The sequence below is a fragment of the Nocardioides sp. genome, from assembly GCF_035429765.1.
Classification (GTDB): Bacteria; Actinomycetota; Actinomycetes; order Propionibacteriales; family Nocardioidaceae; genus Nocardioides.
Map to the genome: position 1 here is coordinate 1 of NZ_DAOMFK010000076.1, position 13,547 is coordinate 13,547.

Here is a 13,547-nt window from a genome sequence, read left to right on the forward strand (position 1 = left end):
CCGGGAAAGACGGACGGCCGAACCCACGCGACGATGGGTTCGGCCGTCCACGATGCCTCTCGAGACATCACACTGGTCGGGCTGACAGGATTTGAACCTGCGGCCTCTTCGTCCCGAACGAAGCGCGCTACCAAACTGCGCCACAGCCCGCTGCGGACCACCGCCCGCAACCTGGGCGAGCATACCGGAGCGGTTCGGGCCGTCCGAATCCGGGCGAGCCACGGCCACGGCGACGTCCAGGGTCAGGAGGTGGGGATGAGCGTGAGCAGCGTGGCCTCGGGGCGACAGGCCACCCGGATCCGCGCGTAGGGGCTGGTGCCGAGCCCGGCGGAGACGTGCAGCCAGGCCGAGCCAGGGTCGCCGAGGCGGGAGGCCGCCGGGTGGCGGTGCAGCCCCTTGGCGCGGGCGTGGTCCAGGTCGCAGTTGGTCGTCAGCGCCCCGTAGAAGGGCAGGCACACCTGGCCACCGTGGGTGTGCCCGGCGATGATCGCGTCGTACCCGTCGGCGGCGAACCGGTCCAGCACCCGCAGGTACGGCGCGTGCGTCACGGCCAGCCGCAGGTCCGCGGTCGGGTCGGCCGGACCGGTGACCAGGTCGAGCCGGTCGTAGCCCAGGTGCGCGTCGTCGACCCCCGCGAACCCCACCCGCGTCCCGTGGATCTCCAGCGTGTCGACCCGGTTGGTCAGGTCCACCCAGCCGCGGTCCTCCAGCGCCTCGGCCAGGTCGGTCCACGGCAGCGGGACGCCGGTACGCCGACGGCCGTCGTCGGGCAGCACGTAGCGCAGCGGGTTCTTCAGCATCGGCGCGAAGTAGTCGTTCGACCCGAGCACGAAGACCCCCGGCGCGTCCAGGAGCCCGTCGTACGCCGCGAGCACCGCTGCCACGGCGTCCCGGTGGCCCAAGAAGTCCCCTGTGGTCACCACCAGGTCGGGCGCCAGCCGGGCGAGATCGCGCAGCCAGGCCTGCTTGCGCGTCTGGCCGGGGGTCATGTGGAGATCGGACAGGTGCAGCACCCGCAGTGGCGCACTGCCCGGCGGCAGCGTCGGGACGGTGACCTCGCGCAGCGTGTACGCCCGCGCCTCCCACGCGGCGTACGCCGTCAGCGTCGCCCCGGCCAAGGCTCCTCCGGCGGCCAGGCCGCTCACCGCTCTGCTCAGTTCCACGCGGCAAGGCTGCCACAATGGCCCGCATGAGTGCTCTGAAGGACCGTCTGCGCGCCGACCTCACCACCGCCATCAAGGCCCGGGACGAGACCCGCTCCTCGACGCTGCGCATGGTCCTCACTGCCGTCACCACCGCGGAGGTGGCCGGCAAGACCCAGCGCGAGCTGACCGACGACGACATCGTCGGCGTGCTCTCGACGGAGGCCAAGAAGCGGCGCGAGGCCGCCGCCGCGTTCGCCGAGGCCGGCCGTGAGGAGCTCGCCGCCAAGGAGCTGGCCGAGGCCGCGGTGATCGCCGACTACCTGCCCGCGCAGCTGACCGCGGGTGAGATCGCCGCTCTGGTGGCGGCCGCGGTCGAGCAGACCGGCGCCGCCGGGGAGGGGATGCGCGCCATGGGCAAGGTCATGGGTGTGCTCACCCCGCAGACCAGGGGCAGGGCCGACGGCGGATCGGTTGCCGCGGAGGTACGACGGCAGCTGGGCTGACTCGCGACCGGCGGGCGGGCCTCAGCCCCGACCGTGGCCCCGGCCGCCATGGCCGTGGCCACCGTGGTTGCCGCCGCCGTTGTTCTTCTTGGGCGGCGGCTTGGGCTTCACTCCGGTGGACGGGTAGATCGTCACCTGCGTGCCGCTGCCGGCCTGGTAGCCCGAGCCGGGCGAGGAGTAGGCCACGGTGCCCTTGGGGCTGGCGCTGTTGACGGCCCCTCCCACCACCGGGATGAACCCCGCCCCGCGGAGTGTCGCCTCGGCGCTGCTGATGCTCATCCCGCTCACCGAGGGCACGGTGACCAGCACGCCGCGGATCTGGGTCGCGTCGGGGGCCACGAAGTCCTGGTAGGTCAGGTACTGCTGGATGGCGTGCATCGCGTCGCCCCAGATCGGGCCGGCCGTGGTGGAGCCGTGGGTGGAGACCTGCGTGTAGCCGCCGATCTGCTGGTAGTCCAGGCTGATCGGGGTGCCGAACGAGTTGGCCCCGGCGACCATCGAGGCGGCCGCGAGCTGCGGGGTGTAGCCGACGAACCACACGGCCTGGTGGTTGTCGGCGGTGCCGGTCTTGCCGGCCGAGGGCACCGACAGGGCGATGCCGGCGCCGTAGCCGAAGCCTCCCGGCTCCTGCACCCCGCGGAGCACGTCGTTGACCGCGTCCGCGACGGCCTTGCTGAGCACCTGGGTGCACTGCGGCCGGTACCGCTTGACGGTCTTGCCGCTGGAGTCCTCGACCACGGTCACGGGCCGGGAGGCGCAGTGCATGCCCCGTGCGGCGAACGTCGCGTACGCCTCGGCCATCTCCAGCGGGCTGACGTCCGGGGTCCCGAGGGTGAAGGAGGCGGTGCGCTCCGCGCCGAGCCCACCCTTCCCGCCGGTGGGGTCGGTCAGCTCCAGCCCCATCCGCTTCGCGAGCCGGAAGGGGTCGCAGAGTCCGGTCTTCTGCTCCAGCTGGGCGTAGAAGGTGTTCACCGACTCGCGGGTGCCGGTGTACATGTTCTTCGCGCCGCTGGTCGTGGAGTTGTGCACCGTCCACGGCCCGTAGTCGTAGGGCGCCTTGTCGCAGTCGAGGTACTTCGACTTGTCCAGCGTGATGACCGGCGGCGAGTTGATGGTCTGCGCCATCGGGATGCCCTGCTGGATCGCCGAGGCGAGCACGAAGGCCTTGAACGTCGAGCCGCCGGAGAACCCGTTGGAGTCGCCGAACCGCTTGGGGACCACGTAGTTCAGGTAGGTCTGGCCGGCGGCCTTGTCGCTGCCCATGGGCCGGGACTGGGCGATCGCACGCACCTCGCCGGTGCCCGGCTCGACGATCGCCAGCCCGCCGATGGCGTTCTCCTTCGGGAACACGTGGCTGCGCACCGCGCGGTCCGCAGCGGCCTGGTACCGCAGGTCCACGGTGGTCCGGATGGTCAGCCCGCCCGAGTAGAGCAGCTTCTTGCGCTCGCTGGGCGTACGGCCGAGGCTCTTGTCCTTCATCAGGTAGCTGATGACGTAGTCGCAGAAGAAGGGCGCCCTCGAGTTGACGCAGCCGTTCGGGGTGGGCTGGACGTCCAGCTCGAGCTTCGAGCGCTTGGCCCGGGCCAGCTGGCGCTCGGAGATCACGTGCAGCTGGGCCATCCGGTCGAGGACGACGTCACGGCGCTCGCGGGCCTTGTCGGGGTAGTTGGTGGGGTCGTAGCCGGTGGGGTTCTTGACCAGGCCGGCGAGCACGGCGGACTGGCGCAGGTCGAGGTTCTTGGCGTTGACGTTGAAGTAGTGCTGCGCGGCCGACTGCACGCCGTACGCGCCGTCGCCGAAGTAGGCGGTGTTGAGGTAGCGCTCCAGGATCCAGTCCTTGGAGTGCTTCTGCTCGAGGGCGATCGCGTAGCGCAGCTCGCGGATCTTGCGCTCGTAGGTGTTGTCGGTCGCCGCGATCCGCTCCGCCTTGGTCTTGGCCTGGGCGAGCAGGGTGAGCTTGACCAGCTGCTGGGTGATCGAGGAGCCGCCCTGCACCTGCGCGCCGCTGGCCTGGTTGGTGATCAGCGCCCGCAGCGTGCCCTTCAGGTCGATGGCGCCGTGCTGGTAGAAGCGGAAGTCCTCGATCGCCACGATCGCCTTGACCATGGTGCGCGAGATCTGGGAGAGCGGGACCGAGATGCGGTTCTCGTCGTACAGCGTGGCGACCAGGTTCCCCTGCTCGTCGACGATCTGCGTGCGCTGGGCGAGGTCCTCGGTCTCGAGCTCGGCCGGCAGGTGGTTGATGGTCGTGGCGACCCGGTCGGCGCCCAGGCCCAGCGCGCCGGCGAACGGGATCGCCAGCCCGGCCACCACCACGCCCATCACGACCGCCACCAGGCCCATCACGCCCAGGTGCGAGAGCACCCGGGCAGGCGAGAGTCGTTCCTCGGGGGGCCTGGTCATGCCGACCAGGGTACGTGACCGGACTAGTCCCGACCCAGTCGACGAGATGGCCCCGAGTAGTCAGAACGGACTATGCCGTTTGGGCCTAACGAGTCTGTCGGCCCGGCGTGTCCCTCTTTACCTTTTACTCAGGGAGAAGAACCGGGCGGCCGTCACTCGGGACGCCGCTCAGACCAGATGAATGTGGGGACATCATGTGGGTTGAGGACTGGGCACCAGCGGCGGCCTGCCGCGACGCGCAACCGGACGCGCTGTTCGTGCGTGGTGCGGAGCAGAACAAGGCGAAGGTGCTGTGCAGGAGCTGTCCGGTGCGCACCGAGTGCCTGGCAGAGGCGCTGGACAACCAGATCGAGTGGGGTGTCTGGGGCGGGATGACCGAGCGGGAGCGTCGTGCGCTGCTCCGCCGTCGGCCGACCGCCTCGTGGCGCACGGTGCTGGAGGCCGCCAAGGCCGAGCACACCTCGGTCAGGGTCGGCGTCTGAGCGGTGCGGCGTGCCGGATTCCCCGCCTAGGCGGGGAATCAGCCTTCTGCGAGCAGCGCCCCGACCTGTCGGAGACCGTCCAGGTCGTGCACGTCGGTAGCCAGGGCCGGCACCACCGCGGTGGGAACGCCGGGATGGGCCGCCGCGAAGCGCTCGCGCAGCAGCCGCTCGCGCTCCACCATCCGGGACCGGTCGGCGTGCAGTCGCAGCAGCCCAGCGGTGAGCGTGCCGGTGCCGTGGCGCGTGAGCCGCGCCATCGCGGCCAGCGCCTCGTCGGCGTCCAGGTCGGACTCCGGCGGCTGGGTCGCCCGGTTCACCACCAGGCCGGCCAGCGGCATCTCGTCCTCGGTGAGCCGCTCGACGAAGTACGCCGCCTCCCGGAGGGCGTCCGGCTCGGGGGCCGCCACCACCAGGAACGCGGTCCCCTCCGCCTGCAGCAGCTCGAAGGTCTGCTGGGCGCGCTGCCGGAAGCCGCCGAACAGGGTGTCGAGGGCCGCCACGAAGGTCTGCATGTCCCGCAGCACCTGGGTGCCCAGGATCCGGTTCAGCGCGTTGGTGACCACGCCCAGGCCGGCGGTCATGAACCGCGCCGGACCCCGCGCCGGGGCCGTCAGCAGCCGGATGAACCGGCCGTCCAGGAAGCTCGAGAGCCGTTCGGGGGCGTCCAGGAAGTCCAGGGCCGAGCGTGAGGGCGGGGTGTCCACCACGATGAGGTCCGCCCCACCGGTACGCCGGGCGTCCCGGTGCAGCTGGCCCAGCTTCTCCATCGCCATGTACTCCTGGGTGCCGGCGAAGGAGCTCGACAGCGCGATGTAGAAGGGGTTGTCGAGGATCTGGCGGGCCTTCTCCGGGTTGGCCTGGCTTTCGACCACCTCGTCGAAGGTGCGCTTCATGTCCAGCATCATGGCGTCGAGCCGGCCGCCCTGGTCGCCTTCAAGGCCGACCACCGGGCGGGGGGTGTTGTCCAGTGCCTCGATGCCCATCGACTGGGCCAGCCGCCGGGCCGGGTCGATGGTGAGGACGATGACGTGCCGCCCGCGTTCGGCGGCCCGCAGGGCCAGGGCCGCGGAGGTGGTCGTCTTGCCCACCCCCCCGGAGCCGCAGCACACGATGATCCGGGTCGTCCGATCGTCGAGCACCGCGTCGACGTCCAGCACGGGCGCGATGAGCGCGGTGGAGGCGAGCGGGCCCACCCGCAGCCGGGGCTTGCGCGGCGTCGTGGTCATGCCATCCCCTGTTCCCTCAGCAGCGCCGCGAGCTGGTAGAGGCCGCCCAGGTCGACCCCTCCCGCCAGCCGCGGCAGCTCGTACGTCGGCAGCCCGAGCTCCTCGACGAGCGCCCGCTGGGAGTCCTCCAGGGCGCGCCGCTCGGCGTGGTCGTGCGCCTCCGCCGCGAGGCCGTCGACCAGACCGGGCAGCAGCTCGACGTTGGCGGCGAGCAGGTCCGCCTCGATCCGGGCGCGGTCCAGGCGCCCCTCGCGGGCGGCGGTCAGCTCCTCGGTGCTGAGGTCGCGCGGCCGGACCAGGTTGACCACGATCCCGCCGACCGGGAGCCGGGCCGCGCGCAGGTCGGCGATCCCGTCGGTGGTCTCCTGCACCGGCATCTCCTCCAGGACGGTGGCCAGGTGCACCACCGTGCGCGGGGAGCGGAACAGGGTCATCACGGTGTCTGCCTGGCTCTTGATCGGGCCCATCTTGGCCAGCCCGGCCAGCTCGTTGTTGACGTTGAGGAACTGCGCGATCCGTCCGGTGGGGGGTGCGTCGAGCACGACCGAGTCGTAGTGGATGGCGTCCTTGTTGCGCCGGTTGCGCTTGGCCGCCTCGTACACCTTCCCGGTCAGCAGCACGTCGCGTACGCCGGGCGCGATGGTGGTCGCGAACTCGACCACGCCGAACCGGTCCAGCGCGCGGCCCGCCCGACCGAGCTTGTAGTACATCGAGAGGTACTCCAGCAGCGCGGACTCGGGGTCGATGTGCAGGGCGTAGACCGAGCCGGCCCGTCCGTCCGGGCCGGTCAGCCCGGTGGCGATGCGTCGCTCGGCGTACGGCAGCGGGTCGACGTCGAACATCCGGGCGATCCCCTGGCGGCCCTCCACCTCGCACAGCAGCACGTTGCGGCCGTGCGAGGCCAGCGCCAGCGCCAGCGCCGCCGCGATGGTGGACTTGCCCGTCCCGCCCTTGCCGGTCACCACGTGGAGCTGCACTCTCGGCCAGTCGGGGGCATTGGTGGGAGGCACGTCTGCCAGCCTAGGTGAGCCGCCGGTGGCCTCCGCGACCAGGCAGCGGGCCGCCGATGGCTAGGATCGGCGGGCGGGGAGCATCCGGAGAAGGAGGCAGGTCGTGGACAAGGTCGTCGCGAGCGCCGCAGCAGCGGTCGAGGACATCCCGAGCGGGGCCACTCTCGCGGTGGGCGGGTTCGGCCTGTGCGGGATCCCGTCGGTGCTGATCGAGGCGCTGCTGGAGGCCGGTCCCACGGACCTGGAGGCGGTCTCGAACAACTGCGGCGTGGACGAGTGGGGGCTGGGGCGGCTGCTGTACGCCAAGCGGCTGCGCCGGATGGTCTCCTCCTACGTCGGAGAGAACAAGGAGTTCGCCCGGCAGTACCTCCACGGTGAGCTCGAGGTCGAGCTGACCCCGCAGGGCACCCTCGCGGAGCGGATGCGGGCCGGTGGCTCGGGGATCCCCGCGTTCTACACCGCCACCGGGGTGGGCACCCAGGTCGCCGAGGGCGGGCTGCCCTGGCGCTACGACGACTCCGGCAACGCCGTCGTCGCCTCACCGGCCAAGGAGGTGCGCGAGTTCGACGGCCACGAGTACGTCCTGGAGCGCGCGATCGTCGCGGACTTCGCGCTGGTGCGGGCTTGGAAGGGCGACCGCCACGGCAACCTCGTCTACCGCCAGTCGGCGAGGAACTTCAACCCGCTGGCCGCGATGTGCGGCAGGGTGACGCTCGCGGAGGTGGAGCACCTGGTCGAGCCCGGCGAGCTGGACCCCGACCAGGTCCACACCCCTGGTGTGTACGTGCAGCGGGTCGTCCCGCTGACCCCCGACCAGGCGGCCGAGAAGCAGATCGAGAGGCGCACGGTGCGCCCGCGAGAGGAGGCCTGAGATGGCCTGGACGCGTGAGGAGATGGCCGCCCGCGCCGCGGCCGAGCTCACCGACGGCTCCTACGTCAACCTCGGCATCGGCCTGCCGACGCTGGTGCCCAACTACGTGGGTGAGAACGTCGAGCTGGTGCTGCAGTCCGAGAACGGCATCCTCGGCGTCGGCCCGTACCCGTACGCCGGGGAGGAGGACCCCGACCTGATCAACGCCGGCAAGGAGACCGTCACCATCCGGCGCGGGGCCAGCTTCTTCGACTCCGCCACCTCCTTCGGGATGATCCGGGGCGGCAAGATCGACGCCGCCATCCTCGGGGCGATGCAGGTGAGCGCGACCGGGGACATCGCCAACTGGATGATTCCCGGCAAGATGGTCAAGGGCATGGGCGGCGCGATGGACCTGGTCCACGGCGCGAAGAGGGTCATCGTGCTGATGGAGCACGTCGCCAAGGACGGCTCGTACAAGATCGTCAACGAGTGCTCCCTGCCCTACACCGGCAAGGGCGTGGTCCAGCGGATCATCACCGACCTCGGCGTCCTCGACGTGACCCCCGACGGCCTGACGCTGGTCGAGCTGGCCCCCGGGGTCACCGAGGACGAGATCAGGGAGAAGACCGAGCCCGCGCTGGTCTAGCCCCCGGGTAGGGTGCGCACCATGACCAAGTGGGAGTACCTGACCGCCCCGATCCTGGTGCACGCGGCCAAGCAGATCCTCGACAACTTCGGTGCCGACGGCTGGGAGCTCATCCAGGTCGTGCCCGGCCCCAACCCGGAGAACCTGGTGGGCTACTTCAAGCGCGAGCTTGCGGGGTGAGCGCGATGACCCCGGAGCAGCGGCTCGCCGAGCTCGGACTGGCGGTTCCCGACGTGGTGGCGCCGCTGGCGGCGTACCAGCCCACGGCCAGGACCGGGAACCTCGTCTTCACCGCCGGTCAGCTCCCGGCCCGCGACGGACAGATGGTGGCGACCGGCAAGGTGGGCGCCGAGGTCACCGAAGAGCAGGGCTACGACTGCGCCCGGCAGTGCGCGCTCAACGCCCTCGCGGCGGTCAAGGCCGAGATCGGTGAGCTGTCCCGCGTCACGCGGGTGGTGAAGGCCGTGGTCTTCGTCGCGTCGGCGCCCGGCTTCACCGCCCAGCCGAAGGTCGCCAACGGCGCGTCGGAGCTGCTCGGCGAGGTGTTCGGCGACGCCGGGCGGCACGCCCGGTCCGCCGTGGGCGTCAGCGTGCTGCCCCTGGACGTGCCGGTCGAGGTGGAGCTGGTGGTCGAGGTCGCTGGATGATCAGCGTCCCGCTTCCCCCGCACCTGGTCGAGCAGGCGCGGGAGTACATCGACGGGACGCGCGCGCCCGCTGAGCCGCGCAACGCAGCAACGGTGGCCCTGCTTCGGCCGGGCGCGCGGGGACCCGAGGTGTACCTGCTGCGCCGCCAGACCTCCATGGCCTTCGCCGCGGGGATGTGCGTCTTCCCCGGTGGCGGCGTCGACGCCCGCGACTTCGACACCGACGTGGCCTGGGCCGGACCGTCCCGGGCCGCCTGGGCAGCCCAGCTGGGGGTGGACGAGCCGACCGCCGGTGCGCTGGTCTGCGCGGCGGTGCGGGAGACCTTCGAGGAGTCGGGGGTGCTGCTGGCCGGGCCGGATGCCGGGTCGGTCGTCGCCGACACCACCGGTGCGGACTGGGAGGCCGACCGGGTGGCCCTGGAGCGTCGGGAGCTGTCGCTGACCGAGCTCCTGGACCGGCGTGCGCTGGTGCTGCGCACCGACCTGCTGGGGCCCTGGGGCGGCTGGCTGACACCGGTGTTCGAGCCGCGGCGCTACCGGACCTGGTTCTTCGTCGCCGAGCTCCCCGAGGGGCAGCGGACCCGCGACGTCTCCACGGAGTCCGACCGGGTGCTGTGGCTCCCGGCCCGCGACGTGGTCGACACCGTGGACGCCGGTGTCCTTTTCTGGCTGCCGCCGACGTACTGCAGCTGCCTGGAGATCAGCGGGTACGACGACCCGGCCGCGACGCTCGCGGCCGCGGCGGGTCGGCAGGTCGAGATGTTCATGCCCGAGATCGTCGACCGCGACGAGGCCGTGCTGTCGGTGCCGCCCCGGTTCGAGGCGATGCTCGCCGAGCACCACGGTCGGGCGTGAGCTGGGCCGGGGGGTCGTTCGGGCAGCGTGGCCGTTGCGTGCTCGCCCCCAACCCGAACCCGATGACGCTCGACGGCACCAACACCTGGGTGCTGCGCGAGCCGGGCGGCCGCCGTTGCGTCGTGGTGGACCCTGGGCCCGCGATCCCCGCCCACCTTGACGCGATCGCCGAGGTGGCCGGCGAGGTGGCGGTCGTGCTGCTCACCCACCACCACGACGACCACGCGGAGGCCGCCCGGGAGTTCGCGGAGCGGATGGGGTGCGGCGTGCGCGCCCTCGACCCGGCGTACCGGCTCGGCGAGGAGGGGCTCGTCGACGGGGACGTGGTGGCGGTGGACGGCCTGGAGATCAGGGTGGTCGGCACCCCGGGGCACACCGCGGACTCCCTGTCGTTCCTGCTGCCTGCGGAGTCCGCGGTGCTCACGGGGGACACGGTGCTCGGCCGGGGGACGACGGTGGTGGTCCACCCCGACGGCCAGCTCGGCGCCTACCTGGACTCGCTGGACCGGCTGCACGCCCTCGCCGCGGCGCACGAGATCACCACCGTGTGGCCCGGCCACGGTCCGGTCATCGCCGACGCGCTCCCGGCGCTGGACCACTACCGAGCCCACCGCCGCGAGCGGCTCGAGCAGGTCCGCGAGGCGCTGCGAACGCTCGATCCGGGCAGCCCGGCGTACGCCGACCTGCAGCGCCGCGACGCGCTCGCCCGCGCCGTCGTCGAGCTGGTCTACGCCGACGTCGACCCGGTGCTGTGGGGCGCCGCGGAGCTCTCGGTCCGCGCCCAGCTGGCCTACCTCCTCCGTTGACTCGCGCCTCCCGCCCCGTTGAGTCGCGCCTCCCGCCCCGTTGAGTCGCGCCTCCGGCTCCGTTGAGTCGCGCCTAGCGCCCCGTTGACTCGCGCCTCCCGCCCCGTTGAGTCGCGCTTCGTACGTCGGCAGATGTTCATCCACAGGGCAGTCGGGACAGGGCGCTATCCACAGGCACGCTCCAGTCCGCCGCCGCGGACGCCGTCCGGAGGCAAGCCTGCCCGTGTGACAGATGCCAAGCAGCGATTCCCCGACGTCCCCTTCACGCGGGCAGAGGCCCGCTCCTGGGGGATCCGGCCACGCCAGCTGGACGCCGCGCTGAGAGCGAGACGCCTCGTTCGGCTTCTGCGGGGCGTCTACCTCCGTGCGGATGTCGAGCCGACCGTGCTCGTGCGCCTCCACGCTGTCAGTTTGGTCATCAGCCGATACTCGGTGATCTGCGACCGCACGGCGGCGTGGGTGCTGGGCGTGGACGTCTTCGCCTACGGCGAGTTGGACGCGGTCCCGGACATCGAGAGCTGCGTCCTACGTGACCACCGGGCCACGCAGCGTCAGGGAGTCTTCGGCAGCACCCGCGACCTGAAGCCCGGGGACTGGCTGGAGATCGACGGGATCAGGGTCACCACGCCCTTGCGTACGGCGATGGACCTGGGCTGCGTGCTCGGGCGACGCGATGCCCTGGCAGCGATGGATGCGCTCGCCCGGCGCTACACGTTCACCATCGCGGAGATGCAGCAGCAGCTCCCGCGGTACTTCCGCCGACGTGGCGTCGTCCAGCTCCGAGAGCTGGTCCCGCTTGTGGACGGGCGGTCGGAGTCGATGGGTGAGTCGTGGACCAGGCTGGAGATCATCGACCTCGGGCTGCCCACGCCTGTCTCGAACCACTGGGTGATGGTGGATGGTGTCCCGCGCTTCCGACTCGACCTCGCCTACCCGCGCGCTCGCATCTGCATCGAGTACGACGGTGAGGAGTTCCACTCGACCGAGGCGCAGCGGGCGCACGACGAGGCTCGCCGAGAATGGCTGCGTCGCCACGGGTGGTGCGTCATCGTCCTCACCAAGGACTCCTTCACCCCCGAGGCGCTGCGTGTGTGGACGGAGGAGCTGCGAGACGAGCTGCGCCGGCGCACGCAGCGCCCGCGGCCGGCGTACCGCCGGCTCGGCGTCGTGCGCTGAAAGGCCACACGGGGCGCGAGTCAACGGGGCACGGGGCGCGAGTCAACGGGGCACGGGGCGCGAGTCAACGGGGCGGGAGGCGCGAGTCAACGGGGCGCGGGGCGCGAGTCAACGGGGCGCGGGGCGCGAGTCAACGGGCCCGGCGGGCCAGCCGGTCGACCTCCATGATCACCACGGAGCGCGGCTCGAGGCGGATCCACCCGCGGGAGGCGAAGTCGGCCAGTGCCTTGTTCACGGTCTCCCGCGAGGCGCCGACCAGCTGGGCCAGCTCCTCCTGCGTCAGGTCGTGGTGGACGTGGATGCCGTCGTCGGCGCTGCGGCCGAACCGGTCGGCCAGGTCCAGCAGCGCCTTGGCGACCCGCCCCGGTACGTCGGAGAAGACGAGGTCGGCGACCACGTCGTTGGCCTTGCGCAGGCGACTCGCCAGCTGGGTCAGCAGGCCGCGGGCCACCACCGGGCGACCGTCGAGCCACCGGAGCAGGTCCTCGTGGGACAGCGACAGGAACGTGGTGTCGGTGACCGCAGTGACCGTCGCCGAGCGGGGACCCGGGTCGAACAGGGAGAGCTCGCCGAACATCTGACCCGGGCCCAAGATGGCCAGCAGGTTCTCGCGACCGTCGGAGGAGGTGCGGCCGAGCTTGATCTTGCCCTCCATCACGATGTACAGCCGGTCCCCGGAGTCACCCTCGTGGAACAGCACGTCACCACGGCGCAACCGGTTCTCCGACATCGACGCCCGCAGGGCGGTCGCGGCCTCGTCGTCCAGTGCACTGAACAGCGGAGCCTGTCGCAGCACGTCGTTGTTCACCTGGGACCTCCAGTCCTCTGCTCCCCGGGATTCGGGGGGCGACCCTGATCCTAGCCAGTGGCATGCGTCACAGCGACAGCCACCGGCCCGGAGCGGCGCCACCGGTGTCCGGCGGCCCGCAGAGCACCGGGGCGGGGGAGGCGCCGTAGGCTTGCCCGGTGCCCGACACCGCCCTGGTCCGTCGCGCGCGGCGGATCAACCGTGTGCTGGCGCAGACCTACCCCGACGCGCGCTGCGAGCTGGACTTCGCCGACCCGTTCCAGCTGCTCGTGGTGACGGTGCTGAGCGCCCAGACGACCGACCGGCGGGTCAACGCGGCGAGCCCCGCCCTGTTCACGGCGTACCCGACGGCGGAGGCGATGGCGGCCGCTCCCCGCGAGCACCTGGAGCAGCTCATCGGGCCACTGGGCTTCTTCCGGGCCAAGACCGACGCGGTCCTCAAGCTCAGCCAGGCGCTGGTCGAGCGCTACGACGGGCAGGTGCCCCCGCGGATGGCCGACCTGGTCACCCTCCCGGGAGTGGGGCGCAAGACCGCCAACGTGGTGCTCGGCAACGCCTTCGGCATCCCGGGCATCACCGTCGACACCCACTTCGGGCGGCTCGTCCGCCGATTCGGGTGGACCGTCGAGACCGACCCGGTCAAGGTGGAGCACGAGATCGGGGCGCTGTTCCCCCGCCGCGACTGGACGATGCTCAGCCACCACGTGATCTGGCACGGGCGCCGGATCTGCCACGCCAAGAGACCGGCCTGCGGCGCCTGCCCGGTGGCCCGCTGGTGCCCGGCGTACGGCGAGGGGCCGGTCGACCCCGCGCAGGCCGCGCTGCTGGTCAAGACGCAGGGCCCGGCATGAGCCTCAGGTCGGGCCTGCTGAGCGGGCTGGTGGCGGCGGCCGTGCTGCTCGTGGGCTGCGCCGGCCCGGACTCCTCCTCGGGCCAGGGGGCGGGGGCCGGCCCGGCGAGAGTGGACGTGGACACCCCGGCCCTCCGC

15 protein-coding genes and 1 tRNA gene are annotated in these 13,547 nt (G+C 71.9%); 10 read left to right on the forward strand and 6 right to left on the reverse strand.

Annotation, left to right across the window (positions count from 1 at the left end):
- Positions 1-73: 73 nt before the first annotated feature.
- Positions 74-150 (reverse strand) — tRNA-Pro (locus tag PLP61_RS08910).
- 92 nt (positions 151-242) lie between these two features.
- Positions 243-1,163, reverse strand: coding sequence for a metallophosphoesterase (locus tag PLP61_RS08915; protein ID WP_324502276.1), 921 nt, complete (start codon positions 1,161-1,163; stop codon positions 243-245).
- Between the two features lie 26 nt (positions 1,164-1,189).
- Between PLP61_RS08915 and PLP61_RS08920 the strand changes: the two genes are divergently transcribed.
- Complete coding sequence (locus PLP61_RS08920) at positions 1,190-1,648, forward strand: GatB/YqeY domain-containing protein (protein WP_324502277.1); 459 nt, start codon at positions 1,190-1,192, stop codon at positions 1,646-1,648.
- A gap of 21 nt (positions 1,649-1,669) precedes the next feature.
- Here the strand turns inward: PLP61_RS08920 and PLP61_RS08925 are convergent, their stop codons facing one another.
- A complete protein-coding gene (locus PLP61_RS08925; RefSeq protein WP_324502278.1) occupies positions 1,670-4,051 on the reverse strand; it encodes a transglycosylase domain-containing protein in 2,382 nt (793 codons plus the stop codon).
- Between the two features lie 194 nt (positions 4,052-4,245).
- Between PLP61_RS08925 and PLP61_RS08930 the strand changes: the two genes are divergently transcribed.
- Positions 4,246-4,533 carry a WhiB family transcriptional regulator gene (locus PLP61_RS08930; protein WP_324502279.1) on the forward strand — a complete coding sequence of 96 codons (288 nt, stop codon included), beginning with the start codon at positions 4,246-4,248 and terminating at the stop codon, positions 4,531-4,533.
- A gap of 38 nt (positions 4,534-4,571) precedes the next feature.
- On the opposite strand, the gene bagB is transcribed toward PLP61_RS08930, so the two are convergent.
- A complete protein-coding gene (gene bagB, locus PLP61_RS08935; RefSeq protein WP_324502280.1) occupies positions 4,572-5,759 on the reverse strand; it encodes an ArsA family ATPase in 1,188 nt (395 codons plus the stop codon).
- On the reverse strand, positions 5,756-6,769 hold the full coding sequence (gene bagA / locus PLP61_RS08940) for an ATPase BagA (RefSeq protein ID WP_324502281.1): 1,014 nt from the start codon (positions 6,767-6,769) through the stop codon (positions 5,756-5,758). Before bagA ends, bagB begins: the two co-directional genes overlap by 4 nt.
- 103 nt (positions 6,770-6,872) lie before the next feature.
- Here bagA and PLP61_RS08945 point away from each other — a divergent pair, with 103 nt between their 5' ends.
- From PLP61_RS08945 to PLP61_RS08975, 7 genes are all read left to right on the forward strand, one after another.
- Entirely contained in the window at positions 6,873-7,640 is a 768-nt protein-coding gene (locus tag PLP61_RS08945) for a CoA transferase subunit A (protein ID WP_324502282.1), read from the forward strand.
- Between the two features lies 1 nt (position 7,641).
- Positions 7,642-8,268: a 3-oxoacid CoA-transferase subunit B gene (locus tag PLP61_RS08950; protein ID WP_324502283.1), complete on the forward strand. Its 627-nt coding sequence runs from the start codon at positions 7,642-7,644 to the stop codon at positions 8,266-8,268.
- A 21-nt stretch (positions 8,269-8,289) separates the two neighbouring features.
- Entirely contained in the window at positions 8,290-8,448 is a 159-nt protein-coding gene (gene sp36 / locus PLP61_RS08955) for a Sp36 family protein (RefSeq protein WP_324502284.1), read from the forward strand.
- 5 nt (positions 8,449-8,453) lie between these two features.
- Positions 8,454-8,915 (forward strand): RidA family protein, encoded by a 462-nt coding sequence (locus PLP61_RS08960; protein WP_324502290.1) that lies wholly within the window; start codon positions 8,454-8,456, stop codon positions 8,913-8,915.
- On the forward strand, positions 8,912-9,769 hold the full coding sequence (locus tag PLP61_RS08965; protein WP_324502285.1) for an NUDIX hydrolase: 858 nt from the start codon (positions 8,912-8,914) through the stop codon (positions 9,767-9,769). Before PLP61_RS08960 ends, PLP61_RS08965 begins: the two co-directional genes overlap by 4 nt.
- The gene (locus PLP61_RS08970; protein ID WP_324502286.1) at positions 9,766-10,575 is read left to right on the forward strand and encodes an MBL fold metallo-hydrolase; all 810 of its coding nucleotides are present in this window, start codon (positions 9,766-9,768) and stop codon (positions 10,573-10,575) included. Before PLP61_RS08965 ends, PLP61_RS08970 begins: the two co-directional genes overlap by 4 nt.
- 411 nt (positions 10,576-10,986) lie before the next feature.
- Positions 10,987-11,751 (forward strand): endonuclease domain-containing protein, encoded by a 765-nt coding sequence (locus PLP61_RS08975; protein WP_324502287.1) that lies wholly within the window; start codon positions 10,987-10,989, stop codon positions 11,749-11,751.
- A 130-nt stretch (positions 11,752-11,881) separates the two neighbouring features.
- On the opposite strand, the gene PLP61_RS08980 is transcribed toward PLP61_RS08975, so the two are convergent.
- A complete protein-coding gene (locus PLP61_RS08980; protein ID WP_324502288.1) occupies positions 11,882-12,559 on the reverse strand; it encodes a Crp/Fnr family transcriptional regulator in 678 nt (225 codons plus the stop codon).
- A gap of 158 nt (positions 12,560-12,717) precedes the next feature.
- Here PLP61_RS08980 and nth point away from each other — a divergent pair, with 158 nt between their 5' ends.
- Positions 12,718-13,410 (forward strand): endonuclease III, encoded by a 693-nt coding sequence (gene nth, locus PLP61_RS08985; RefSeq protein ID WP_324502289.1) that lies wholly within the window; start codon positions 12,718-12,720, stop codon positions 13,408-13,410.
- The last annotated feature ends 137 nt before the right edge of the window (positions 13,411-13,547 follow it).

Excerpts from the sequence above, each read along its gene's own strand:
- PLP61_RS08920 (WP_324502277.1), top strand. The coding sequence starts at position 1,190 with ATGAGTGCTCTGAAGGACCGTCTGCGCGCCGACCTCACCACCGCCATC.
- PLP61_RS08925 (WP_324502278.1), bottom strand. The coding sequence starts at position 4,051 with ATGACCAGGCCCCCCGAGGAACGACTCTCGCCTGCCCGGGTGCTCTCG.
- PLP61_RS08930 (WP_324502279.1), top strand. The coding sequence starts at position 4,246 with ATGTGGGTTGAGGACTGGGCACCAGCGGCGGCCTGCCGCGACGCGCAA.
- bagB (WP_324502280.1), bottom strand. The coding sequence starts at position 5,759 with ATGACCACGACGCCGCGCAAGCCCCGGCTGCGGGTGGGCCCGCTCGCC.
- PLP61_RS08950 (WP_324502283.1), top strand. The coding sequence starts at position 7,642 with ATGGCCTGGACGCGTGAGGAGATGGCCGCCCGCGCCGCGGCCGAGCTC.
- sp36 (WP_324502284.1), top strand. The coding sequence starts at position 8,290 with ATGACCAAGTGGGAGTACCTGACCGCCCCGATCCTGGTGCACGCGGCC.
- PLP61_RS08960 (WP_324502290.1), top strand. The coding sequence starts at position 8,454 with ATGACCCCGGAGCAGCGGCTCGCCGAGCTCGGACTGGCGGTTCCCGAC.
- PLP61_RS08965 (WP_324502285.1), top strand. The coding sequence starts at position 8,912 with ATGATCAGCGTCCCGCTTCCCCCGCACCTGGTCGAGCAGGCGCGGGAG.